Below are 22,353 nucleotides of genomic sequence, written 5' to 3' on the forward strand. Positions count from 1 at the left end.
TGAAAGGAATGATCTTGTGACAACTAAATCATGGCACGCTCATTACCCTGTATCGTTCGAGACTGATATTCCGGCAATTGATTTCTCAATACCTGATATGCTTCAACAAACCGCGACTACGTACCCTGCACATCCTTGTATAAGCTTCTATCAAAAGCGCATGGCGTATAGTGAACTCCAAGGTGCTGTTACATTGTTTGCCTCCTCCCTTCAGCAAATCGGGACGAAGAAAGAAGATCGGGTAGCCATCATGCTCCCAAACTGTCCCCAATATGTCATTTCATATTATGGAATTCTTACCGCAGGCGGGATTGTCACACAGGTGAATCCGATGTCAGTTGAAAGGGAACTTATTCATTTACTAAATGACTCCGGGGCGAAGACAATTGTTGTATTAGACCGCTTTTTTCCACTTATTCAATCCATTCAAAAGGAAACAAAGGTGAAATCGATCATTGTCGTCAGCTTCCAAGGGGAGAACCAAGAGACTGATTACACGTTTGATGGATTTTTGAAGGTTGGGGACGGTGAGGTTTCTCCCGTTTCAATACAGCCAGAAGATGTGGCTGTCCTTCAGTACACAGGCGGAACGACAGGCTTATCTAAGGGCGTCATGCTCACACATAGCAATATCCTTTCAAATGTTATGCAAAGTCAGCGCTTTTTTAAAGAAAGCATTCAAACAGGGAAAGAAAGAAGTCTGAGTGTGATTCCCTTCTTTCATGTATTTGGAATGAATTCATGCATGAATCTTTCCATCTATTCAGCGAATGAAATGATCCTGCTACCACGTTTTGAGCTCTCAGAAGTATTATCAACCATTAAGAGGGAGCAACCCACATTGTTCCCAGGTGTGCCGACCATGTATGTGGCGATTACGAATCATCCTTCTGCTGAAGAGTATGGAATTGATTCGATCAAGTTATGCAATAGCGGAAGTGCCCCCATGCCGGTTGAACTATTAAACCAGTTCGAGAAGAAAACAGGGGCAAAGATATTGGAAGGATATGGCTTGTCAGAAGCTTCTCCGACGACCCATTGTAATCCTGCGTTTGCAGAACGGAAGCCTGGAACCGTCGGAATTGGCCTCCCGTCTACAGATTATAAGGTAGTGGATTTAGCGACTGGTACGAAGGAAGTACCTCCAGGAGACATTGGAGAGCTGATTATCAAAGGTCCCCAAGTTATGAAGGGGTACTGGAATTTACCTGAAGAAACCGCCAATGCCCTTCGTGATGGATGGCTATACACAGGAGACATTGCCCGGATGGATGATGAAGGATATGTATCGATTGTGGATCGCAAGAAAGATATGATCATTGCTTCAGGTTACAACGTGTATCCCCGGGAAGTGGAAGAAGTCATTTATGAACATCCAAGCGTTCAGGAAGCAGTCGTGATCGGAGTCCCTGACTCATATCGGGGAGAAACCGTGAAAGCCGTAATGGTGTTAAAGGCTGGGGAAAAGGTGTCAGAACAAGAATTGATCAGGTTCTGTCAGGAAAATATGTCTTCATTTAAAGTACCAAGGATCATCGAATTCCGGGACGAACTTCCAAAGACGAGTGTAGGGAAGATTTTAAGAAGGGCCCTTCGGGAGAGTGTGATATAATTCAGAGGATATATGCAGATTGAGGGGACTTCAAATGAAAGAAAAAATGACAGAACAAGCAGTACGATTATTTGATCAAAAAGGCTTTACCGTCACGTCCATTCAAGATATCGTTGAATCGATCGGGGTGACAAAAGGAACATTTTATTATTATTTTTCCAGTAAAGAAGAGCTTTTAAAGGACATTCATATGAAATATATAGATGGCTTATTGTCCAAGCAGGAAAGAATACTGGAAGATGACAGCAAATCTTTCAGTGAGAAGCTTTTTGACATGATTCATCTATCCATCGTGGACATCAAAGAGCAGGGGGCCAGTGCCAAAGTGTTTTTCAGAGAGATGAGACACTTAAGCGATGAAAGCTTGAATCAAATTGAACCAAAACGGGATATGTACCGCTACAATATTGAGAAACTTTTGAAAGAGGGCAGAAAGTCGGGAGATTTCCGAAACGACTTTGACGTTTCCGTTGTCGCTTTTGGTATACTCGGCATGATGAACTGGAGCTATCAATGGTTTAAGCCGGGTGGGGAGAAAACGGATAAAGAAATAGCAGGTACGTTTGTCGATATGGTCTTAAAAGGGATTCAAACAGAATAGAGAGGGAAAGTTTCACCATTTCCTCTGGCTGTAACATACCAACTGGTTAGTATTTATTATGAAAGAAGGCGGATAAATGAATACCATCACCGTAAAGAGTAGGTTCTGCGAAACAGATGCACTGGGGCATATTAACAATACCACCTATTTTGTCTATTTAGAGGAAGCACGAATTAAATTCTTTGAAACAATCGGATTCGACATGGACGTGAAGGATTGGCGGTTTATTTTAGCTTCCACCAAATGTGATTTCGTATCACAAGGCTACTTCAATCAAGAACTGGAGATCACCACCTATATTTCCAAAATCGGATCAAAAAGCTTTCAATTGGAGCATGATATTCTGTGTGCGGATACTCATCAACTGATTGCGAGAGGAAACGCGGTGATTGTCTACTTTGATTTTCAGGAACAACGAAGTAAAGCAATCCCTGAACTGTTAAAAACCCAGTTAAACATTCATTTTCGTTCTGAGAAAACTGAATATTCTTGAATCTAGGAGGGGTAAAATGACGGAACAGGTGGAATATGAAACGGTTTCAGTACGAAAAGGGGAAGAATTTAATGAAAGCAAATTAAAGGACTTCCTGGAAGAGCACTTTCCTGATCTGCATAAAGAAGAGTTGAACATTAAACAGTTTTCTGCGGGGCACTCAAATCTTACGTATCTGCTCACAATGGGGAAATGGGAAGGGGTTTTGAGGCGTCCCCCTTTAGGACCGGTCGCACCGAAGGCACATGATATGAAAAGGGAGTTCAGGATCCTTTCAGAGGTACACCCTTTATTCGACGTTACACCAAAACCATATGTATTCTCTGAAGATGAAGGGATAGTCGGAAGCCCATTCTTCATCATGGAACGAAAAAGAGGGGAAGTATTTGATACGTCGTTTCCCCCTCATCTTGATGTGACCCCTGAGTTATGCAAGAAGATCTCAGAAGAAATGGTTACAAAATTGGTCGAGCTTCATTCCATTGATCATACAAAAACATCACTTCACGAAATCAGTAAACCCGAACACTTTATGGAGAGACAGGTTCACGGATGGATCAATCGTTATGAACGTGCAAAGACTAGTGAGATTCGTGAAGTGGGCCATCTGACACAATGGTTAATCGAAAACGTTCCAGAAAATGCTGAGTCGACGATCATTCATTATGACTATAAATTAAACAATAGTATGTTCTCTGATGACCTGACATCCATGGTGGGATTATTTGATTGGGAGATGGCAACCGTCGGTGACCCCCTTGCAGATTTGGGAGTCGCCATGGGGTATTGGATACAGCAAGATGATCCCGCCTTGTTGAAATACGGCCTTGGGAAGCCTCCAGTGACAATCATGGACGGCTTTTACAGCAGAAGACAATTTATCGAAAAATATGCTGAAAAAAGCGGCAGGGACGTAAACCATATTCATTTCTATTTGTCTTTTGCCTACTTTAAGCTCGCGGTTATTGTGCAGCAAATTTATTACCGTTTTAAGATGGGACAGACAAGTGATGACCGCTTTTCCGGGTTCGATCGGTTTGCCGAGTCTTTAATTACCCTGGGAAATCAGGCAGCATTTAATTTCAGGGAACAAATATAAGGGGATGAATATGATGCAATCACTTTTAGTCGAAAAGAATGATCGAGTGTTGAATATAACCTTAAATCGACCAGACAGCTTAAATTCATTTGATGAGAATATGCTTACTGGATTGATTGAAGCGATAGATGAGGCTGGACGGAATCAGGAGGTCAGGGCGATCGTGATCCGCGGTGCCGGAAGGTCATTCTCTGCCGGTGGCGACGTGAAAACGATGGGAAGTACGACATCAGCCCAAGTCTATGAACATATCGGAATACTAAATTCATGTATAAAAGCCATCAAAACAATAGAAAAGCCCGTCATTGCAGCTGTCCATGGTTTTGCCGCAGGAGCCGGATTTAATTTAGCATTGGCCTGTGATTTAATCATTGCATCTGAGAGTAGTCAATTTGCACTGAGTTTTTCTAAAGTAGGGCTCATTTCTGATGGAGGGGGTTCTTATTTTCTCCCACGGTTGATCGGTCCTCATCTTGCAAAGGAGTTCTTCTTCACGGGTGAACCTGTTTCTGCCCGGAGGATGTATGAATTAGGTGTGATTAACAGAATGGTACCGGCTGATAGACTGGAAGAAAAAACCGATGAGTTGACTTCTACATTAGCTATGGGTCCAAGCAAAGCCTATGGAATGATGAAAAAAATGATTGATCGTTCATTCACCACTACCCTGGATGAAATGCTTGAACAGGAAAGAATCACTCAAACGTTGATGATTTCAACGGAAGATCATGCAGAAGGAGTTTCAGCGTTTAAAGAAAAAAGGACCCCATCTTTTTCAGGGAATTAGGAGGAGTATAGATGAAAGCGATTCAATTTAAGGAGTTCGGTGGTCCCGATGTATTGGAGAATGTGGATATTGCCATGCCTTCACCTGGGGGGAGAAAGGTATTGATCAAAGTGCATGCCTCTGCTGTCAATTATGCAGATACGGCCCGGAGAGAAGGTCAATATGTGGTAAAGACCCCCCTTCCTTACATTCCCGGTGCAGAAGTATCCGGCATCGTAACCGAAGTCGGGGAAGACGTGACAAGGGTAAAAAAAGGAGATCGTGTCGTAGCGATGATGGAATCAGGAGGATATGCTGAATATGCCATGACAGATGAACGATCCATTATCCCACTTCCATATGGCTTGGATTTTAAAGAAGCGGCCGCAATACCAGTACAGGGATTGAGTGCGTACCATATTTTGAAAACACTTGGTAGACTCGAGCAGGGTGAGACTGTTCTCGTACATGCCGCAGCAGGTGGTGTCGGGCTCCTTGCCGTTCAACTCGCAAAGCGATTCGGTGCAGGTAAGGTAATCGCCACTGCCAGCAAAGAAGAAAAACTCCACCTTGCGGAAGAAATGGGTGCAGATGTACTAGTCAACTACACAGAAGATGAATGGGAGAAAAATGTGTTGGAGGCGACAAGTGGAAATGGTGTGGATCTTGCATTGGAGATGGCAGGTGGTGACGTCTTCTACAAAACATTAAAATGTCTTGCCGATTTCGGAAGACTCATCATTTACGGTGTCGCCAGCGGCGAGCAAAGCAGATTTTATCCATCCTCACTAATGGCCCGGAATCAGTCGGTGACCGGATTTTTTCTTCCTCCTTTGATGAGGGATTCCGAATTGACCCAGAAAACGTTGCACGAGATCTTTCATTATGTGGCAAGCGGTGATTTGAAGGTCACAGTCGGACACGTATTTCCATTGGAAGAAGCGGCTAAGGTTCATTCCCTCATGCAAGGAAGACAAACAGTCGGAAAAGTGATCCTGCAGCCATGATTTTAAAATAATAGGGGGAAGAATGATGAACTTACGCTTATCAGACGAACAAAGAATGATCCAGAAGACCATCCGTCGATTTGTAGAGAAGGAATTGATTCCTTTAGAAAATGAAGTGCTCCGAAATGAAAGGGAAGGAAAGCCCAGCCTCTCGCCGGAAAAAAAGTATGAGCTGCAAATGAAGGCTAAAGATGCCGGCTTCTGGGGCATCAACACTCCCGAGGAATACGGAGGGGCGGATCTCGGTCAAATGATGATGGCCATCGTCTATATGGAAATCTCCAAGACCTTTGTTCCATTCTCCTTCGGCGGTTATGCCGATAACATACTTTATTACGCCAACGAAGAACAGAAGAAAAACTACTTGATCCCAACCATTAATGGAGAAAAGAAATCGTGTTTTGCCATGACGGAACCCGGAGCGGGATCTGATACCCGTAATATCCGTACCACAGCAGTAAAAGACGGAAACGAATGGATATTAAATGGGGAGAAAACGTTCATTACGGGTGGAAACGAAGCAGATTTTGTCATGGTCATGGCTGTCACGGATAAAGAAAAACACCAGCTTACGGGGAGAGACGGGGTCACCTGCTTCATTGCCGATAGAAGTATGGGATGGAAGTCCGAATATATCCATACGATGGGTGAATGGGGACCGGCGAGCCTTATTTTTGAAGATGTAAGGGTTCCTGAGGAGAACATCCTTGGTGAAATCGATAGAGGTTATGATCTGGGCTTGGAATGGATCGGCTTTGCCCGCTGGATTGTAGGTGCCCAGGCGGTTGGAGCAGCAGAACGCCTTCTTCAAATGGCCATCGACTATTCGAAAGAAAGAGAAACATTTGGTAAACCTATCGCGGACCGGCAGGCAATTCAATGGCAGATTGCGGATTCTGCGGTAGAAATTGAAGCGGCCCGCTGGCTTGTGTTAAATGCAGCCTACACGCTCGATCAGGGTGAGGACAATCGCCATGTGGCATCGATGGCAAAGCTTTATGGATCAAATATGGGAAATCGAGTGGTCGACCGTGTCTTGCAAATTCACGGGGGGATGGGCTATACAAGAGAGCTTCCCATCGAGCGCTGGTATCGTGAGGCAAGGTTATGGCGCATTTATGATGGAACTGATGAAATCCAAAAACTGATCATCTCAAGAAATTTATTAAAAGGGCATGTGAAACTGGGGCAATTTATATAATTCTACAAGGAGGCAAAAGGAATGGGCGAACGATTCAGAGGAAAAGTGGCACTGGTGACGGGTGGAAGCAGAGGGATCGGTAAATCGATTGCGGGACTACTGGCTGAAGAAGGAGCGAAGGTGGCCATTATCGACGTGAATGAAGAGGCGTTGAATGATGCGGGAGAAGAATTTAAGCAGTATGAATTGTATACAAAAATGGCCAATGTCGTGGAATCACAGGAAGTGGAAAATGCGATGAAGGAAGTGTATGAATCCTTTGGCTCCCTTGACATTGTTGTCAATAATGCAGGTGTCATCAGGGATAATCTGCTATTTAAAATGACCGAGAATGATTGGCAAACCGTCATGGATGTGCATTTGAAGGGGTCATTTAATGTAGCGAAGGCAGCGCAGACATACATGGTGAAGCAAAGGTATGGGCGCATCATCAATATCTCTTCGACCTCTGCTCTCGGGAACAGGGGACAGGCAAACTATGCCACAGCAAAAGCGGGTCTTCAAGGGCTTACGAAAACCCTCGCCATTGAGCTCGGACCGTTTGGAATTACGACCAATGCGGTAGCACCCGGCTTCATCGAAACCGAGATGACGAAAGAGACGGCGAAACGAATAGGGATTACATTTGAGCAATTGGTAGAAGCGAGCCTGCAAGGAATCCCCGTTGGAAGAAGCGGGATTCCTGAAGATATTGCCAACGCAGTGGCCTTTTTTGCAGACGAAAAGTCATCTTTTGTCAATGGTCAGATCCTTTATGTAGCAGGTGGACCAAAAAATTAAAAAGGGAGAAAGAGGTGGAAATTATGTTTCAAGCATATATTGGGAAACGTTCGGCTCCAGTCCTAAATATTGTGGAAAAAGGTGCGGTGAAGAAGTTTGCGGAAGCGATAGGAGATCCCCATCCCATTTATGTTGATGAGCATGCCGGGAAACGGTCGAGATATAAAGGGAACATCGCTCCCCCAACTTTTCCGAGAGTATTGGAATATGGCTCCGTTGAAGGTTTTCATTTACCCAATGTGGGATTGATACATGGCGAACAATCCTTTCGATATGAAAGGCCATTGAGGGTAGGAGAAGGCATACGGTGTCATACTGAAATTAAAGACTATTATGAACGAAATGGGACAGGTGGGAAATTGGGCTTTCTTGTCATGGAAGACGTGGGTGAAGATATGCACGGGGAAAGGATTTTCACCTCTCAAGCAATTGTCATTATTACAGAAACAGTCAGAAAGAGGTTGAGTAAATGACAACACCACTGTCACTCCATGTAGGAGCTAAACTTCCTCCGGTTGAATTGGATCCAGTATCGAGAATCGATTTGATTAAATATGCAGGGGCTTCCGGGGATTATAATCCCATTCATACGATCGATGACGAAGCCCTGAAGCTTGGCCTGCCAGGAATCATCGCTCATGGCATGTGGACGATGGGGAATGTGTCAAAACTCTTCAGCCCTTTTTATGAAGAAGGGTTTATCAAGGATTACTCGGTACGCTTTAAAGGGATGGTCATGTTGGATGATGTGATTACATTGCGGGCAGAATTGCTGGATAGACAGGATAACCTTCTCCATTTTAATGTTACTGCAACCAATCAAGCAGAAAAAACAGTGATTGAAGGTAAAGTCGTCTTTGAGTTGATTTCTTAGTTTGAGAGAAAGAAAGTCACAGAATAATGAAACAGCACTATCTAAAAATAGTGTTTTAAATCCCAAACAGATCGAATAGACATAAAGAGAATGAGCGTTTCCATAAAATGAGCCAAAAGATATAAATCCGATCGAAAAACTCGGGTTGACTTCTTTGTGGAATGTGATATTATTTAGAATATTAAAATTAATAACTCTTATCCAGAGTGGTGGAGGGATCTGGCCCTGTGAAGCCCAGCAACCTACGTATTGTAAGGTGCTAATTCCAGCAAAATGTGAAGCCATTTTGGAAGATAAGGTAATCTTACCTGAACAACTTTCCAAAATGGAAGGTTGTTTTTTATTTGTGAGTGAACTGGATAAGATGAAAACTGGGGGAATCATGTGGCAAAAGAAAAGAGTCAACAATCAAATTTTGAAGAAGTAGCAGAGAAAATCCAATCCATGCTTGCGTCCATGAATTATGGCTCGATCACCATTGTTGTTCAAGACGGAAAAGTCATTCAATTAGAGAGAAATGAAAAAGTACGAATTAAATAAGCTGACTAGACAAACTAGAGGCGCATAACAAAGATAAAGAATACCTCTTTATCTTGTTATCGCCTCTTTTTATTTGGATAAGCATCAGGAAAAGGGGTGTATCATGTTAACCTATCAGACTTGGAAACAGCAAACCTTGGATTTCGAAGTGGATCCGGTCTACAAAGGAGCGTTAAATGTCCTGGAATGGACGTTCAGCCACTATGGTGAAAAAGTGGTGTATGCATGTAGTTTCGGAATTGAAGGCATTGTGCTCATTGATCTTATCTCCAAGGTACAACCGAAGGCAATCATTGTATTCCTCGATACGGGGGTACATTTTAAGGAAACTTATGAAACGATAGAAAAAGTGAAAGAGGCATATCCGGAACTACGCATCAAAATGCAAAAACCTGAGTTGACAATGGAAGAACAGGCAAAAGTATATGGGGATAAATTATGGGAGAAAAATCCGAATAAATGTTGTCAAATTCGAAAGCTTGATCCGTTAAAAGATGCTCTGTCCAAAGGTAACGCCTGGATATCGGGGTTGAGAAGGGAACAATCTCCCACAAGACGACACGTTGAATTCATCAATAAGGATGAAAAATTCCAATCGGTTAAAATTTGCCCTTTAATTCATTGGACCTGGAAGGAGATTTGGCGATATGTCCATAAACATAATCTGACTTATAACTCCCTTCACGATCAAGGGTATCCGAGTATCGGGTGCACTCATTGCACAACACCGGCCTATGATATCAATGACCTCCGCTCCGGAAGATGGAAAGGAAAAGGAAAGACAGAATGCGGCCTTCATTGAAATGGGTGAAAATCTTTGCTTGAAATCACAGCCCTTATCATTAGTTTGTTCTTTGCTATGAACATTGGTGCCAGTGGAGCGGCTGCATCAATGGGAGTCGCATACGGTGCAGGAGCGGTAAAGAACATCAGGACAGCATTATGGATTTGTGCAGCAGGTGTCCTAAGCGGAGCAGTTCTGGGTGGTGGAGAGGTTGTAAAGACGATCAGTTCAGGAATCATCCCGCAGAATCTATTGTCGATCAAAATCGTTCTCATTATTTTGTTATCTGCAACGATTTCATTGTTTCTGGCGAATGTGATCGGCATTCCGTTGTCAACAAGTGAAGTAACGGTAGGAGCGGTCGTAGGGGTAGGGGTAGCCTATCAGGTCCTTTATGTAAAATCACTTGTTACGATCATGTCATTCTGGGTGATTGTCCCTGTCATCGCCTTCTTGGTGACCTGGCTTGCAGGATGGGGTTTAGTCCAGCTTGAAAAGCGGGGGTATCATTTTGATAAACAGTGGCTTGCTTATCTGTTGATCATCGCCGGATTCTTTGAAGCTTTCTCAGCAGGGATGAATAATGTTGCTAATGCCGTTGGTCCATTGGTCGGTGCCGGGTTGATAACACCTTCACGTGGAATCTTGATTGGTGGTGCATTTGTTGGTCTAGGGGCTGTTTTGTTGGGAAAGAAAGTAGTCGAAACAAACGGCAAGAAAATTACGCAATACTCTAAAGCAGAAGGAATTCTCATTTCTTCAACAGGAGCCTTCCTCGTCATCTTGAGTTCTCTGTATGGGTTGCCGATCCCTCTGACACAGGTTACGTCCTCTTCCATCATAGGCTTAGGAGTAGCAAAAAACGGCAAGCACATGTTGCAAAAGAAAATCGTCAAAAAGATCGTCAAAATCTGGGTAGTCTCTCCCTTAATCTCACTCAGTATTTCATACTTTTTGGTCAAACTGTTAATCGATAGTGATTTGTACTCAATTGTCGTACCGATAAGCGTCATTATTGCCACGATAGGTGCGTTGTCCCTAATGAGGGTCATTAACGAGGAAAGACGGTCTGTCCACGAAGATGGAGGGGGAATTTGATCTTAATTCCGATTATACAAATATGTTAAGGAGGATATTTTGCATGAGTTTACAGGCGCACGGAGGAGTACTGGTCCAATCTTATTTACCTGAAGAATCCTACAAGGACATTCAACAAGAATTATCACTGGACGAAATCGCATTGAGTGATCTGGAACTGATTGCCATCGGTGCTTACAGTCCCATTGAAGGATTCTTGACCAAAAAGGATTATCAGCCCGTGGTGGAATCATCGAGGCTAGAAAGCGGATGTGTATGGAGCATTCCCATCACTTTGCCCATCGATAAGGAGCAGGCTGATCTTGTACAGATTGGGAAAAGGAGCAGGCTTGTATATAAAGGAGAAACATACGGGATTATCGACGTAGAGGATATTTACGAGCCTGACAAATATAAAGAAGCCCTCCTTGTCTATGGAACGACCGATGGAAATCATCCCGGAGTAAAGAAACTATTCCAGCGGGGTGATGTGTATGTAGGAGGCAAAATTACATTAGTGAAAAGACTATCGAAGCCTTTCAAGGAGTATGCATACGATCCAGTTGAAACACGGAAAAGGTTTAAAGATAAGGGATGGAAAACGATTGTCGGTTTCCAGACCAGAAACCCTGTGCACAGGGCACATGAATACATTCAGAAAACGGCGCTTGAAACCGTGGATGCCCTATTTTTGAATCCGCTGGTCGGTGAAACGAAAGCAGATGATATTTCAGCAGAAATCCGGATGGAGAGCTATGACGTACTATTAAGGAACTATTACCCGAAAGACCGCGTATTTCTCGGAGTATTTCCTGCTGCTATGAGATATGCAGGGCCAAGGGAAGCCATTTTTCATGCATTAGTGCGAAAAAATTATGGATGTACTCACTTCATTGTCGGGAGGGATCATGCAGGGGTTGGTGATTATTATGGAACCTATGATGCTCAAAAGATTTTCGATCAGTTTACGGAAGAAGAGATCGGGATTATACCCCTTCGCTTCGAACATAGCTTCTATTGTAAGAAATGTGAAGGGATGGCGACGACGAAAACCTGTCCACATGGAAAAGAGTATCATGTCATCCTATCCGGAACAAAGGTAAGGGGAATGCTGAGGAACGGCGAAGTCCCCCCTTCAACATTCAGTCGTCCAGAGGTCATTGATGTATTGATCAAGGGTCTCAAACAAGAATCCAATTAATCGGCCGGGGAGGAAGATAGCTTGAGTGAAAAACAAGAAAACATTGTATGGCATGAATCTACGATCACCAAACAGCAAAGAAGGAAAAAGAATGGTCATCAAAGTTTCATTCTCTGGTTCACAGGATTATCTGCTTCAGGTAAATCGACAGTGGCGAATGCACTGGCTGCCTCCCTTTTTAAACAGGGAAAGCAGGTGTATGTTCTGGATGGGGATAACGTCCGCCACGGATTGAATCATGATTTAGGATTTGACGAGGACGACCGTAAAGAAAACATCAGACGGATAGGGGAAGTGTCGAAACTCTTTATAGATAGTGGTCAAATTGTACTCACCGCGTTTATTTCACCTTACAGAAAAGATCGGGATCTTGTAAGAAGCCTGGTAGGACCCCAAGAGTTTCTGGAAGTATATGTACATTGTTCCCTGGAGGAATGTGAAAAGCGTGATCCAAAAGGATTGTACAAAAAAGCCCGTAAACAAGAAATCACTCATTTCACGGGAATCAGTGCTCCCTATGAAGAACCGGAACATCCCGAAATCGTCCTGGATACAGAAAAAAACTCAATTGAACATTGTGTAGAAAGTCTGTTGGCCGAATTAAAGGAAAAACAATTGATATAAGGAGAGGAAATCATGGCATATAAGAAATCGTGGGAGTCTAATGAAAAGCTGAACAAAACAGAACAATGGAAGCTCGAAAAAGACGGATTGAAGATATTCGGGGATATTCCGTATTATGCCGAAAACGGATTTTCTTCCATCCCGAAAGAAGAATGGGATAAATTCAAATGGGCTGGCCTTTACCTTCAAAGACCCAAGGAGGACGGCTACTTCATGATGAGGGTGAACGTTCCATCAGGTATCCTGAATTATGATCAGGCAAGGGCACTTGCTTCCATTTGTAAAGAATATGGCAGGGATGTCTATGATATCACCACCCGTCAGGCAATCCAGTTTCACTGGTTGAAGATCGAGCAGATTCCGGACATATTTAAACGATTGGAGGAAGTCGGATTGTCTTCTGCCGGGGCATGCGGGGATATTACTCGTAACATCGTCGGAAACCCTCTGGCTGGCATCGATCCTGATGAATTATTCGATACACGCAGCGTCGTGAAGGAAGTCTACGATTTCTTTCAGCATAACGAAGATTTTTCGAATCTTCCAAGAAAATATAAAGTAGCGATCTCCGCAAATATCAACAATGCATCTAATGCTGAAATCAATTGTGTTTCTTTTGTTCCTGCTAGAAAAAGGATTGATGGGAAGGAAGAGGCCGGATTTCATGTGAAAGTCGGTGGCGGGTTGTCAGCAAGACCATTCCTCGCACAGGAACTGGATGTATTCGTCCTTCCTCATCAAGTGAAAGACGTGACGGTTGCCCTTACGACCATATTCCGCGATTACGGTTATCGCGAGAAACGTCATTTAGCGCGGTTGAAATTCCTGATGGCCGACTGGGGACCGGAGAAATTCAAAGAGAAATTACTGGAGTATGTAGAACTCCTTCCGGCAGGGACCGATGCGGTACAGGGATGGAACGCAGGGTACTTCTACGGAGTCCACCCTCAAAAACAAGAGGGACTTAATTACGTCGGGCTGAATGTTCCGGTAGGCAGATTGAACTCGGATGAAGTGTATGAGCTCGCCAGGATCTCCAAGAAATACGGAAATGGTGAACTTAGAAACTGTAACTCTCAGAATCTCATCATTCCAAATATTCCAGATGAGCATGTGGATGCTTTGCTTTCCGAGAAGATTTTTGATCGGATTTCAACGAGTCCCCTTTCTTTTATCGGATATTCCGTATCATGCACAGGAATAGAATACTGCAATCTGGCTCTTGTAGAGACGAAGGAGCGGATGAGACAAATTGCAAACGAGTTGGATCAGGAATTGACCTTGGACGTACCGGTAAGAATCCATATGGTTGGATGCCCAAACTCTTGTGGACAGCGACAAATTGCTGATATTGGTCTCCAGGGAATCAAAATGAGAACGAAGGACAAAAAAATGATCGAAGCGTTTGAAATCTATGTAGGAGGAACCCTTCAAGAAGGAGGGAAACTGAATGAAAAGCTGAAAGGGAAAGTGGAAGCCTCCAACCTTTCAGAAGTTGTGAAGCAATTATTAATTCATTTTAAACAAACGAAGGAACAGGGAGAAACCTTTTTTGACTACATCAATCGGGTCGGGACATCTACATTTCAGGAATCGTTGGATCAGCTGCTTCAGGAAGCATAAGGAGGTAAAGATAGATGGATTTGTATCGATTTGAAGTCACGGCACGTGATTTCGTCACAATAGTCGTTGTAGCGGCTGAATCGGATGAGAAAGCCTTTGACCTGGTGGAAATCGAACTTGAGAAGTACTTTTTGAAAAAGCCGAATGTTGTGGATATTTCTTTATATGAAAAGCGCAGGATCCGGGGGAATGGTACAGGATTTGTTCTGCACGAACAGGAAACGATCATCAAATCATAAGGAGGAAGACAATGGGAAAGGTTTATTTAGTCGGAGCGGGTCCTGGTGATCCGGAACTGATTACGGTGAAAGCATTGAAATCCATACAAAAAGCAGACGTCATCCTTTATGACCGATTGGTGAATAAAGAACTTCTCTCCTACGCGAAGAAAGGGGCAGACTTGATCTATTGTGGAAAACTGCCAAACTATCATACGATGAAACAAGATACGATCAATCATTTTCTTGTACGATATGCGTCAGCGGGGAAAATAGTGGTGAGATTAAAGGGTGGCGACCCTTTTGTATTCGGGAGAGGTGGGGAAGAAGCGGAGGCGTGTGCGAAAAAAGGGATCCCATTTGAGATCGTCCCTGGTATCACTTCAGGGATAGCGGCCGCCGCCTATGCCGGCATCCCGGTCACTCACAGGGATGCAAGCTCCAGCGTGGCATTTGTGACAGGTCATAAACAAAACAATCAACTGGAAGATGAGAAATGGGAAAGCCTATCGAAAGGAATTGACACCCTTGCCATCTATATGGGAGTCAGCAATCTTCCTTATATAAAGGAGAAGCTTATTCAATATGGAAAGTCCAAAGATACTCCCGTTGCTCTTGTTCACTGGGGAACGACAGAAGTTCAAAAAACCGTTACAGGAACGCTTGACACGATCATCGATATTGTGAAAAACGAGGAAATAGAAAATCCAAGCATGATCATCGTTGGAGAAGTGGTACGGTATCGTGAGAAGATTCAATGGTTTGAACAGAAAATGATCATAAGTGAGGCTTTATAGATGAAGCATGCAGTCTTATACGTTTGTCATGGCAGCCGGGTTGAGAAAGCACGTGAAGAGGCGGTATCCTTTATTAAGCGTTGCCAGAAACACGTTAAGGCCGATATTCAGGAAATCAGCTTTCTGGAACTTGCATCCCCTACCATAGAAGAAGGATTCGCCGCTTGCGTTGAAAGGGGAGCGACTCACATAACCGTCATTCCCCTTCTCTTACTGACTGCGGTCCACGCCAAAAAGGATATCCCGGATGAAATTCAAAAGTGCAGTGATACCTATCCGGATATTTATGTGAATTACGGTCGCCCTATAGGTGTTCACGATAAAATGGTCGAAAGTGTCATTAAAAAGATTGAGGAAGCCATATTGATTGATTCATCTGCCGTCGCTGTTTTAATTGGAAGAGGGAGCTCTGACCCTGATGTCAGGAGAGATCTTGATACTATAGCGGAGCTTGTCCATAGAAGAACCTCGTTAGGAGACGTGAGAACATGCTATTTAACAGCTGCTTCTCCAAGCTTTACAGAAACCTTGGAGTCTGTAAGGTATTCAGATAAAAACGTCATCTTCATCCCATATTTATTATTTACCGGGTTACTGATGAAAGGCATTGAAAAGGAAATAGGCAGAACGAAGAATGATCAAATCATTTTGGGAAATTATTTAGGATATGATCCGCTCGTGGAAGAAGCCTTCCTGGACCGGATAAATGAATCACTAGGGGCTAAAGGAGAATACTATGCTTCCTGTCATGATTGATGTTAAAGGGAAGCAAATAACCATTGTGGGTGGAGGGAAAGTAGCATTTCGTAAGCTCTCTGTATTTTATGAGCAGGGAGCAAAGATTACCGTTATCAGTCCAAAGGTCGTCGAACCAATCCAAGTACTGCATGATGAAAATAAGGTTTTATGGATCAAGAGGGAAGTACGAAGGGATGATGTAAGACATGCATTCATCGTCATCGCTGCCACAAACAAACGATGGGTGAACGAACAGGTGAAAATGTATTCTGAGGAAAACCAGCTATTATGCGTGGTGGACAATGGGGATTGTGGAAATATGCAGATGGTGTCGTTCAAACAAAAAGGAAAGTTAACCATCTCTGTTTCAACCGGTGGAGCTAGTCCATTCCTAGCAAAGAAGCTTACGAATGAATTCATCGAAGGATTTGATGACACCTATATAGAGAAACTCTCTATCATTTATTCTAAGAGAAAAGAAATCAAGAGATCAGACTTATCTGATGGGGAAAAAAGAAAATTATTAAAAGAACTTTCTTCTAAATTAGATGAAGTTGAAAATGAGTAAAGCATGGGAACGTAAGGTTTTCCATGCTTTACTGTTTCAAACAGTGATCAAGTTACTCATGAAGAAAGATTTAATAGCGTCATCTTATCCTTGGAATTCTCACAAGATTATGATTGGCCTTCTACAAGGTTTTGATTTATTTTTTGCTGATTCAATTTGACAATCTCGCTTAATCCTAAGAAAAACAAAGTTGTCCCCAGTGTGAAAAGATATATCAGCCAAATAACCGATGTCGTGTTCTCTATGCCAAAAATACCGGAATGGGCAACATCCAATTCCATTGCGGAAATACAACCGATGAAGAATACAAGCCAGGCAAAGATCTTTAGACATATGGCTACAGCATTTTGTTTCATCCTTTCCCCTCCCTGTTTACCAAAAATGTGTAAAAATGACTACATAATATGATTATCGTACTGACCTTAAAGATATGACTCTTTTAACAGGATGAACAAGAGAAAATAATAAGATCATTTAAGAGTTGGATAAAGTACGAACGTTATATAAAATAATGGTCTAAATGTTAGGAAATGAGCCTTTACAAATTACCGGGTTGCCGGTATACTATCCAATATCAAATCAATATTCAGTTTCACTCATATAATAGCGGGGATATGGCCCGCGAGTTTCTACCGGATTACCTTAAATGATCCGACTATGGGTGAGCAGTGATAGATGCGTCTTTCATGGACGCTCTTTGCCTAACCCAAAGGTCATTGTCTCACTCAATAAGTGAGTACAATATCCTTTGGGTTTTTTTAATCTACAAAAGGTAAGGGAGCGATTTTTTTCATGAACTTATTAAAAAATAAAATCAATGCTGAGGGCGTTGTCCTTTCAGAAACTGTATTAAAGGTAGACTCATTTCTTAATCATCAAGTTGATCCGGAACTGATGATGGAAATAGGAAAAGAATTTGCGCATCGTTTCAAAGATCAAGGAATCACAAAGGTATTGACCATTGAATCATCAGGGATTGCTCCCGGTGTGATGGCTGCCCTTCACATGAATGTTCCACTTGTGTTTGCACGTAAAAAGAAATCGTTGACTTTATCAGAAGGAGTGCTTACTTCAAAGGTATACTCATTCACCAAACAGGAAGAAAATACGATTTCGATCTCAAATACATACATAAAAGAAAATGACCGGGTGTTACTGATTGATGATTTCCTGGCAAACGGACAGGCCGCACTCGGTTTAATTGATCTAGTGAAACAAGCTGGCGCAGAAATTGCCGGAATCGGGATTGTCATCGAAAAATCTTTCCAAAACGGAGGAAAGCTTGTCCGTGAAACGGGATATCGAGTGGAGTCATTAGCTGAAATTCAATCTCTTGAAAATGGGGAAGTACAATTTAAGCAAGAGGAGGCGCATGTATAATGAAGAATCAGCCTCTTAAACTCGCCTCTCTTGGTATTCAACATGTTCTTGCCATGTATGCGGGAGCAGTCATTGTCCCCCTCATCGTTGGCGGGGCACTCGGATTGACGGGTGAGCAGCTGACATATCTCGTTTCCATCGATATCTTTATGTGTGGAATTGCTACCCTGCTGCAGGTCTGGAAGAATCGCTTCTTCGGTATCGGGCTTCCCGTTGTGCTGGGTTGTACGTTCACTGCGGTCGGACCGATGATCGCCATCGGGGGTCAATATGGCATCTCCGCTATATACGGATCCATCCTTGTTTCAGGTGTATTCGTAGTCGCAATCAGTAAATACTTTGGAAAACTCGTCCGCTTCTTTCCTCCTGTCGTTACGGGTTCTGTCGTGACCATCATCGGAATCACTCTGATTCCAGTCGCCATGAATAATATGGCAGGTGGACAGGGAAGTTCTGATTTCGGTTCATTGGAAAATCTGTCTTTAGCTTTCGGTACATTATTATTTATTTTGGTCCTATATAAATTCTTTACAGGGTTTGTTCGTTCCGTTTCCATACTACTTGGATTGATGGCAGGAACGGCCGTGGCCTTCCTCCTTGGGAAAGTCGACTTCAGCGCTGTTAGTAATGCCTCATGGTTTCATATGGCAAAGCCCTTTTACTTTGGAATGCCGACGTTTGAAATAACAGCCATCCTTACGATGATCCTTGTAGCAATGGTCAGTCTGGTAGAATCAACGGGCGTCTATTTCGCCCTTGGGGATATTAGTGATAAAAAAATTTCGGAAGAAGATTTAGCTAAAGGGTATAGGGCTGAAGGGTTAGCCATCGTGCTTGGTGGATTATTCAACGCGTTCCCCTATACGGCCTATTCCCAAAATGTCGGATTGGTCCAGCTTTCCGGTGTGAAACGGAATAACGTGATTTATGCAACGGGAGCATTCCTCGTCATTCTCGGGCTTGTACCGAAAATAGGAGCTCTTACAACCGTTATCCCTGCTTCCGTATTGGGCGGGGCGATGGTGGCCATGTTCGGAATGGTTGTAGCCTACGGAATCAAAATGCTGAGTACGGTGAATTTTTCTTCTCAGGAAAACCTGTTGATCATTGCGTGTTCTGTGGGAATGGGACTCGGGGTTACGGCAGTACCGGAACTTTTTGCGCAAATGCCGTCAAGCATCCGAATCTTGACGGATAACGGGATTGTAGCCGGCAGTTTAACCGCAATCGGGCTGAATATCTTCTTTAATGTGTTATCTAAACGTAAGTTGAACGTTGTCATGAGTGAGCAAAAAGCGTCATAAACATACAATCAAAAACCGCCATCTCGGCTAAATATAAGAGGTGGCGGTTTTTTTATGGTTTATTTCTGAATTATCAGATTAATCAGGAGGAAAAACGTAAATAAGTAACGAACATTAATTGTGTAGGGATCGGACAGTAAAGAGTCAGCTTTTATTAAAGGAGGAGAAACATGTACGCAACGACTGGATCTATTTTTGACCAAACGGTAGAGAAATTCCGCAATAAAGAGGCTATTGTAGAAGAGAAGACAGGTAAACGGTTAACCTTTGGAGAGTGGCAGGATGAAGTCCATCGTGTGGCAAATGCACTCTTGAATGCAGGAGTGAAAAAGGGGGACCGGGTTTCTACGTATCTATTTAATACTCTGGAACTTGCAAACGTATTTTTTGCGTGCGGAAAGATCGGTGCAGTGATCAATCCGATTAACTTCAGATTAAAGGGGCAGGAAATCCACTATATATTAAAGGATGCGGAGCCAAAGGTCGTGATCGTGGAAGAATCCCTTTCAAAACCGATCGAGGGGATTTCATCATTTTTCCCACATACCCTTTTTTGGCATGTGGGTGAGGAGGTACCCTCCTTTGCACAAAGCTACAATGAGACAGTCGGCTATTGTTCCAGGGAATTAGAACCCATCATAGTAGAAGAGACGGATGTATATGCCATTATGTACACGAGCGGGACTACAGGCAGACCAAAGGGTGTTGTTCACAGGCATAGGGATATGGCGGAGCAGAGCCTGATATGTACATCGGTCATGGGGCTGACTCCGAACGATATCGGTCTTGTGACGGCACCGATGTTTCACTGTGCCGAACTTCATTGCTGTTTCCTGCCCAGGGTTCAAGCAGGTGCGAAAAATATCATTGTGCATCAGTTCCAGCCGGAAACCGTATTGGAAGTCATTCAGCGTGAGAAGGTCACCACTCTATTTGCAGCCCCGACTATGTGGAATATGCTCCTTCAGCATGGAGTGGAAGGATATGATACATCTTCCCTTAGGATCGGTCTTTATGGGGCGGCTCCCATGGCTCCGGTACTTGTCAGGACACTGCATGAAAAGCTGAAGATCGAGCTTATCCAGGCATATGGTCAGACGGAAATGGGGCCTGCGGTTACATTCCTCCTTCAGGATGAGCAGCTGACGAAGACAGGTTCCGCAGGGCGTGCGGCTTATAATCATGAGATAAGGGTGGTAACACCGAACGAAAACGGACCGTCTGAACCTGATGACATTTGTAAACCTGGTGAAGTGGGTGAAATCATTGTAAGGGGTTCATGTACGATGCTACAGTATTTCAACCGGGAGGAAGCGACGCAAAAAGCACTGTATAAGGGCTGGTACCACTCCGGAGATTTAGGATATATGGACGAAGAGGGCTATCTGTATGTTGCTGACAGGGTGGATGATATGGTGATTTCAGGAGGGGAGAATGTGTATCCAAGGGAAGTGGAGGACGCCCTTCATGCTCACGAAGATGTGCTGGACGTTGCTGTACTCGGGCAACCGGATGAAAGGTGGGGGGAGCAGGTCATAGCTGTAGTCGTATCGAAAAATTCTTCTCTCACATCAGAACACTTGGACTATTTTTTGAAGAGTGGTGATCTGCTTGCGGATTACAAACGGCCACGGGAGTATCGATTTGTTGAAGAACTCCCTAGAAATGCTAGCGGGAAAATTCAAAAGTTCCTGCTTAGGGAGAATGGCGTTCAAAAAGAACAAAGGTTATAGTGTGACGGTATGTTATCTTAACTGAAAATGGATAGCTTATTATGGGAGAGTAGTTAAACTGACTGCTTTCTTTGGCAGAGTATACGGAAAAATGACTTTTCTAAAAGTGAATGGAATAGGTTAATGAATAGCCATCGGAAAATCCGAAGGCTATTTTTTATTTGCAATGTAGGATAATGAAGAATAGAGACCAGGTTTATACCAATCCTATCACGAAATTCGTTTAGTTCGTTGATATCACAGCACCATTTTTATGTATAACGGTTACAATACGACCGGAATTATCTTGATAATAAGATGAAGTACCATATGGGACTTTTAATGTGAATGTTTTACCATTTTCTTTAAATTCAACAGTGAATTTGTCAGATGCCCCAATGATTTCAGCTTCCGTCACCTCGGCTTTTCCTGGTATAAATATGTTTTGACCTATAAGTAACATATCCATTTTCAAATTATTTGATTTAGCCAAGACTTCTTGCTTTACTCCAAACCGGTGAGCTACACCCCATAAAGTGTCTCCTGGAACTACTGTGTATAATTCTCCCACATTTGATTTGTTTTGCTCAACAGGAATCAAAAGAGTTTGTCCGAGCTTAATTTGATCTGAATTCAGCTTATTTAATTGTTTTATATAAGCGATTGAAGTGTTATATCTTTTGGCTAATGAGTAAAGTGTATCTCCTCGTTGGACTGAATATTGGTTTACATCGTGCTTTTCTAGGTGAGGTACCAGAAGCGTTTGACCTGTATAAATTTTATCAGACGTTAATAGGTTCTTTTCTTTGATTTGATCGACTGTAACTTCATATTTTTTAGCAAGACTATATAAAGTATCGTGCTTCTTCACTGTATATTCTGCACTGCAAGCCCTTGCAGCTCCATTAGTGATCAAAAGGGCGGACAGTGCCCCGATGGTAGTTGCAACGGTCAATTTTTTGTTTCTTTGTTTGAGGGCTTTCTTCTTTTCTATAGAGATTCTTTTTCTCCTACTCTTTTGAATGGTATCCAATTCTGCCATCTCCTTTGTCCTAAATACTTTCGAACTAACTATATATTAGTCATTGAAGGGAGAGAAGGGTCTAATGTCAGCGTTACCAATACAATCCTTTGGACCCATTGTTTTCCTATATTTCTTAATTGTTAAATATTCAATATATTCATGTGACTGCGAAAAATGACGGATTATAGGTAGCGGGCCTTTAGTATGAGTTTAAGGTGAATTTGCACTTTTTGAACATAAAGGCACATAAATGTAATGATCAAAAATCAAAACACTGTCTCCTCATTAGTAGAAGATGATTGATATAAGTCACACTGTAAATAAGTCATG

Annotated in this window: 25 protein-coding genes and 2 riboswitches; of the genes, 23 read left to right on the plus strand and 2 right to left on the minus strand. The window is 43.0% G+C overall.

All coding sequences use genetic code 11. The features are described from left to right. The first annotated feature begins 16 nt into the window (after positions 1–16). The 20 genes from KYJ26_RS21735 to KYJ26_RS21830 all read left to right on the plus strand — a co-directional run bounded on the left by KYJ26_RS21735 (position 17) and on the right by KYJ26_RS21830 (position 16,603). A complete protein-coding gene (locus KYJ26_RS21735; protein WP_308807583.1) occupies positions 17–1,612 on the plus strand; it encodes a long-chain-fatty-acid--CoA ligase in 1,596 nt (531 codons plus the stop codon). Positions 1,613–1,646: 34 nt separating this feature from the next. Continuing rightward, positions 1,647–2,213 carry a TetR/AcrR family transcriptional regulator gene (locus tag KYJ26_RS21740; RefSeq protein ID WP_219169973.1) on the plus strand — a complete coding sequence of 189 codons (567 nt, stop codon included), beginning with the start codon at positions 1,647–1,649 and terminating at the stop codon, positions 2,211–2,213. A 76-nt stretch (positions 2,214–2,289) separates the two neighbouring features. Beyond that, positions 2,290–2,706 carry an acyl-CoA thioesterase gene (locus KYJ26_RS21745; protein WP_219169975.1) on the plus strand — a complete coding sequence of 139 codons (417 nt, stop codon included), beginning with the start codon at positions 2,290–2,292 and terminating at the stop codon, positions 2,704–2,706. A 16-nt stretch (positions 2,707–2,722) separates the two neighbouring features. Further along, entirely contained in the window at positions 2,723–3,805 is a 1,083-nt protein-coding gene (locus KYJ26_RS21750) for a phosphotransferase family protein (protein WP_219169977.1), read from the plus strand. Positions 3,806–3,818: 13 nt separating this feature from the next. Continuing rightward, positions 3,819–4,592 carry an enoyl-CoA hydratase/isomerase family protein gene (locus KYJ26_RS21755; RefSeq protein WP_219170297.1) on the plus strand — a complete coding sequence of 258 codons (774 nt, stop codon included), beginning with the start codon at positions 3,819–3,821 and terminating at the stop codon, positions 4,590–4,592. 11 nt (positions 4,593–4,603) lie between these two features. Continuing rightward, positions 4,604–5,578 (plus strand): quinone oxidoreductase family protein, encoded by a 975-nt coding sequence (locus KYJ26_RS21760; RefSeq protein WP_219169978.1) that lies wholly within the window; start codon positions 4,604–4,606, stop codon positions 5,576–5,578. 25 nt (positions 5,579–5,603) lie between these two features. After that, positions 5,604–6,779 carry an acyl-CoA dehydrogenase family protein gene (locus KYJ26_RS21765; protein ID WP_219169979.1) on the plus strand — a complete coding sequence of 392 codons (1,176 nt, stop codon included), beginning with the start codon at positions 5,604–5,606 and terminating at the stop codon, positions 6,777–6,779. 21 nt (positions 6,780–6,800) lie between these two features. Further along, entirely contained in the window at positions 6,801–7,559 is a 759-nt protein-coding gene (gene fabG, locus KYJ26_RS21770; protein WP_219169980.1) for a 3-oxoacyl-ACP reductase FabG, read from the plus strand. A 23-nt stretch (positions 7,560–7,582) separates the two neighbouring features. After that, positions 7,583–8,032 carry a MaoC family dehydratase N-terminal domain-containing protein gene (locus KYJ26_RS21775; RefSeq protein ID WP_219169981.1) on the plus strand — a complete coding sequence of 150 codons (450 nt, stop codon included), beginning with the start codon at positions 7,583–7,585 and terminating at the stop codon, positions 8,030–8,032. Continuing rightward, positions 8,029–8,433, plus strand: a complete 405-nt coding sequence (locus KYJ26_RS21780; protein ID WP_219169982.1) for a MaoC/PaaZ C-terminal domain-containing protein — start codon at positions 8,029–8,031, stop codon at positions 8,431–8,433. The genes KYJ26_RS21775 and KYJ26_RS21780 overlap by 4 nt, the downstream gene beginning before the upstream one ends. Before the next feature lie 194 nt (positions 8,434–8,627). Beyond that, a riboswitch (SAM riboswitch) is annotated at positions 8,628–8,733 on the plus strand. 84 nt (positions 8,734–8,817) lie between these two features. Then, positions 8,818–8,973, plus strand: a complete 156-nt coding sequence (locus KYJ26_RS21785) for a YezD family protein (RefSeq protein WP_219169984.1) — start codon at positions 8,818–8,820, stop codon at positions 8,971–8,973. 103 nt (positions 8,974–9,076) lie between these two features. After that, positions 9,077–9,775, plus strand: coding sequence for a phosphoadenylyl-sulfate reductase (locus tag KYJ26_RS21790; protein WP_219169986.1), 699 nt, complete (start codon positions 9,077–9,079; stop codon positions 9,773–9,775). Between the two features lie 57 nt (positions 9,776–9,832). Then, positions 9,833–10,855 (plus strand): inorganic phosphate transporter, encoded by a 1,023-nt coding sequence (locus KYJ26_RS21795; RefSeq protein WP_219170299.1) that lies wholly within the window; start codon positions 9,833–9,835, stop codon positions 10,853–10,855. A 43-nt stretch (positions 10,856–10,898) separates the two neighbouring features. Then, complete coding sequence (gene sat / locus KYJ26_RS21800) at positions 10,899–12,035, plus strand: sulfate adenylyltransferase (protein WP_219169987.1); 1,137 nt, start codon at positions 10,899–10,901, stop codon at positions 12,033–12,035. A gap of 21 nt (positions 12,036–12,056) precedes the next feature. Then, positions 12,057–12,659 (plus strand): adenylyl-sulfate kinase, encoded by a 603-nt coding sequence (gene cysC / locus KYJ26_RS21805; RefSeq protein WP_219169988.1) that lies wholly within the window; start codon positions 12,057–12,059, stop codon positions 12,657–12,659. A gap of 12 nt (positions 12,660–12,671) precedes the next feature. Then, positions 12,672–14,282 carry a nitrite/sulfite reductase gene (locus KYJ26_RS21810; protein ID WP_219169989.1) on the plus strand — a complete coding sequence of 537 codons (1,611 nt, stop codon included), beginning with the start codon at positions 12,672–12,674 and terminating at the stop codon, positions 14,280–14,282. 14 nt (positions 14,283–14,296) lie between these two features. Then, positions 14,297–14,521, plus strand: coding sequence for a DUF3906 family protein (locus KYJ26_RS21815; RefSeq protein ID WP_219169990.1), 225 nt, complete (start codon positions 14,297–14,299; stop codon positions 14,519–14,521). Positions 14,522–14,532: 11 nt separating this feature from the next. Beyond that, positions 14,533–15,297 (plus strand): uroporphyrinogen-III C-methyltransferase, encoded by a 765-nt coding sequence (gene cobA / locus KYJ26_RS21820; RefSeq protein ID WP_219169991.1) that lies wholly within the window; start codon positions 14,533–14,535, stop codon positions 15,295–15,297. After that, entirely contained in the window at positions 15,298–16,053 is a 756-nt protein-coding gene (locus tag KYJ26_RS21825) for a sirohydrochlorin chelatase (protein ID WP_219169992.1), read from the plus strand. It abuts the gene before it with no gap. Further along, positions 16,034–16,603, plus strand: coding sequence for an NAD(P)-dependent oxidoreductase (locus tag KYJ26_RS21830; RefSeq protein ID WP_219169994.1), 570 nt, complete (start codon positions 16,034–16,036; stop codon positions 16,601–16,603). Before KYJ26_RS21825 ends, KYJ26_RS21830 begins: the two co-directional genes overlap by 20 nt. Before the next feature lie 107 nt (positions 16,604–16,710). On the opposite strand, the gene KYJ26_RS21835 is transcribed toward KYJ26_RS21830, so the two are convergent. Continuing rightward, positions 16,711–16,959: a hypothetical protein gene (locus tag KYJ26_RS21835; RefSeq protein ID WP_219169996.1), complete on the minus strand. Its 249-nt coding sequence runs from the start codon at positions 16,957–16,959 to the stop codon at positions 16,711–16,713. 220 nt (positions 16,960–17,179) lie between these two features. Beyond that, a riboswitch (purine riboswitch) is annotated at positions 17,180–17,281 on the plus strand. Between the two features lie 114 nt (positions 17,282–17,395). Here KYJ26_RS21835 and KYJ26_RS21840 point away from each other — a divergent pair. The 3 genes from KYJ26_RS21840 to KYJ26_RS21850 all read left to right on the plus strand — a co-directional run bounded on the left by KYJ26_RS21840 (position 17,396) and on the right by KYJ26_RS21850 (position 21,020). Continuing rightward, positions 17,396–17,983 carry a xanthine phosphoribosyltransferase gene (locus KYJ26_RS21840; protein WP_219169998.1) on the plus strand — a complete coding sequence of 196 codons (588 nt, stop codon included), beginning with the start codon at positions 17,396–17,398 and terminating at the stop codon, positions 17,981–17,983. Further along, on the plus strand, positions 17,983–19,287 hold the full coding sequence (locus tag KYJ26_RS21845; RefSeq protein WP_219170000.1) for a nucleobase:cation symporter-2 family protein: 1,305 nt from the start codon (positions 17,983–17,985) through the stop codon (positions 19,285–19,287). The genes KYJ26_RS21840 and KYJ26_RS21845 overlap by 1 nt, the downstream gene beginning before the upstream one ends. A gap of 170 nt (positions 19,288–19,457) precedes the next feature. Beyond that, on the plus strand, positions 19,458–21,020 hold the full coding sequence (locus tag KYJ26_RS21850; RefSeq protein WP_219170002.1) for a fatty acid--CoA ligase: 1,563 nt from the start codon (positions 19,458–19,460) through the stop codon (positions 21,018–21,020). Between the two features lie 223 nt (positions 21,021–21,243). Here KYJ26_RS21850 and KYJ26_RS21855 read toward each other — a convergent pair whose 3' ends face one another. After that, positions 21,244–22,032 carry a LysM peptidoglycan-binding domain-containing protein gene (locus KYJ26_RS21855; RefSeq protein ID WP_219170004.1) on the minus strand — a complete coding sequence of 263 codons (789 nt, stop codon included), beginning with the start codon at positions 22,030–22,032 and terminating at the stop codon, positions 21,244–21,246. Positions 22,033–22,353 lie beyond the last annotated feature (321 nt).

It is taken from the genome of Rossellomorea orangium, assembly GCF_019334305.1.
GTDB lineage: Bacteria > Bacillota > Bacilli > Bacillales > Bacillaceae_B > Rossellomorea.

Bases quoted from the DNA above. Each gene is read 5' to 3' on its own strand.
- KYJ26_RS21825 (WP_219169992.1), top strand. From the start codon at position 15,298: ATGAAGCATGCAGTCTTATACGTTTGTCATGGCAGCCGGGTTGAGAAA.
- KYJ26_RS21755 (WP_219170297.1), top strand. From the start codon at position 3,819: ATGCAATCACTTTTAGTCGAAAAGAATGATCGAGTGTTGAATATAACC.
- KYJ26_RS21845 (WP_219170000.1), top strand. From the start codon at position 17,983: ATGAAGAATCAGCCTCTTAAACTCGCCTCTCTTGGTATTCAACATGTT.
- KYJ26_RS21835 (WP_219169996.1), bottom strand. From the start codon at position 16,959: ATGAAACAAAATGCTGTAGCCATATGTCTAAAGATCTTTGCCTGGCTT.
- KYJ26_RS21750 (WP_219169977.1), top strand. From the start codon at position 2,723: ATGACGGAACAGGTGGAATATGAAACGGTTTCAGTACGAAAAGGGGAA.
- KYJ26_RS21810 (WP_219169989.1), top strand. From the start codon at position 12,672: ATGGCATATAAGAAATCGTGGGAGTCTAATGAAAAGCTGAACAAAACA.
- KYJ26_RS21740 (WP_219169973.1), top strand. From the start codon at position 1,647: ATGAAAGAAAAAATGACAGAACAAGCAGTACGATTATTTGATCAAAAA.
- KYJ26_RS21775 (WP_219169981.1), top strand. From the start codon at position 7,583: ATGTTTCAAGCATATATTGGGAAACGTTCGGCTCCAGTCCTAAATATT.
- KYJ26_RS21765 (WP_219169979.1), top strand. From the start codon at position 5,604: ATGAACTTACGCTTATCAGACGAACAAAGAATGATCCAGAAGACCATC.
- KYJ26_RS21830 (WP_219169994.1), top strand. From the start codon at position 16,034: ATGCTTCCTGTCATGATTGATGTTAAAGGGAAGCAAATAACCATTGTG.
- KYJ26_RS21840 (WP_219169998.1), top strand. From the start codon at position 17,396: ATGAACTTATTAAAAAATAAAATCAATGCTGAGGGCGTTGTCCTTTCA.
- KYJ26_RS21780 (WP_219169982.1), top strand. From the start codon at position 8,029: ATGACAACACCACTGTCACTCCATGTAGGAGCTAAACTTCCTCCGGTT.
- cobA (WP_219169991.1), top strand. From the start codon at position 14,533: ATGGGAAAGGTTTATTTAGTCGGAGCGGGTCCTGGTGATCCGGAACTG.
- fabG (WP_219169980.1), top strand. From the start codon at position 6,801: ATGGGCGAACGATTCAGAGGAAAAGTGGCACTGGTGACGGGTGGAAGC.
- KYJ26_RS21850 (WP_219170002.1), top strand. From the start codon at position 19,458: ATGTACGCAACGACTGGATCTATTTTTGACCAAACGGTAGAGAAATTC.
- KYJ26_RS21795 (WP_219170299.1), top strand. From the start codon at position 9,833: ATGAACATTGGTGCCAGTGGAGCGGCTGCATCAATGGGAGTCGCATAC.
- KYJ26_RS21815 (WP_219169990.1), top strand. From the start codon at position 14,297: ATGGATTTGTATCGATTTGAAGTCACGGCACGTGATTTCGTCACAATA.
- KYJ26_RS21745 (WP_219169975.1), top strand. From the start codon at position 2,290: ATGAATACCATCACCGTAAAGAGTAGGTTCTGCGAAACAGATGCACTG.
- sat (WP_219169987.1), top strand. From the start codon at position 10,899: ATGAGTTTACAGGCGCACGGAGGAGTACTGGTCCAATCTTATTTACCT.
- KYJ26_RS21790 (WP_219169986.1), top strand. From the start codon at position 9,077: ATGTTAACCTATCAGACTTGGAAACAGCAAACCTTGGATTTCGAAGTG.
- KYJ26_RS21760 (WP_219169978.1), top strand. From the start codon at position 4,604: ATGAAAGCGATTCAATTTAAGGAGTTCGGTGGTCCCGATGTATTGGAG.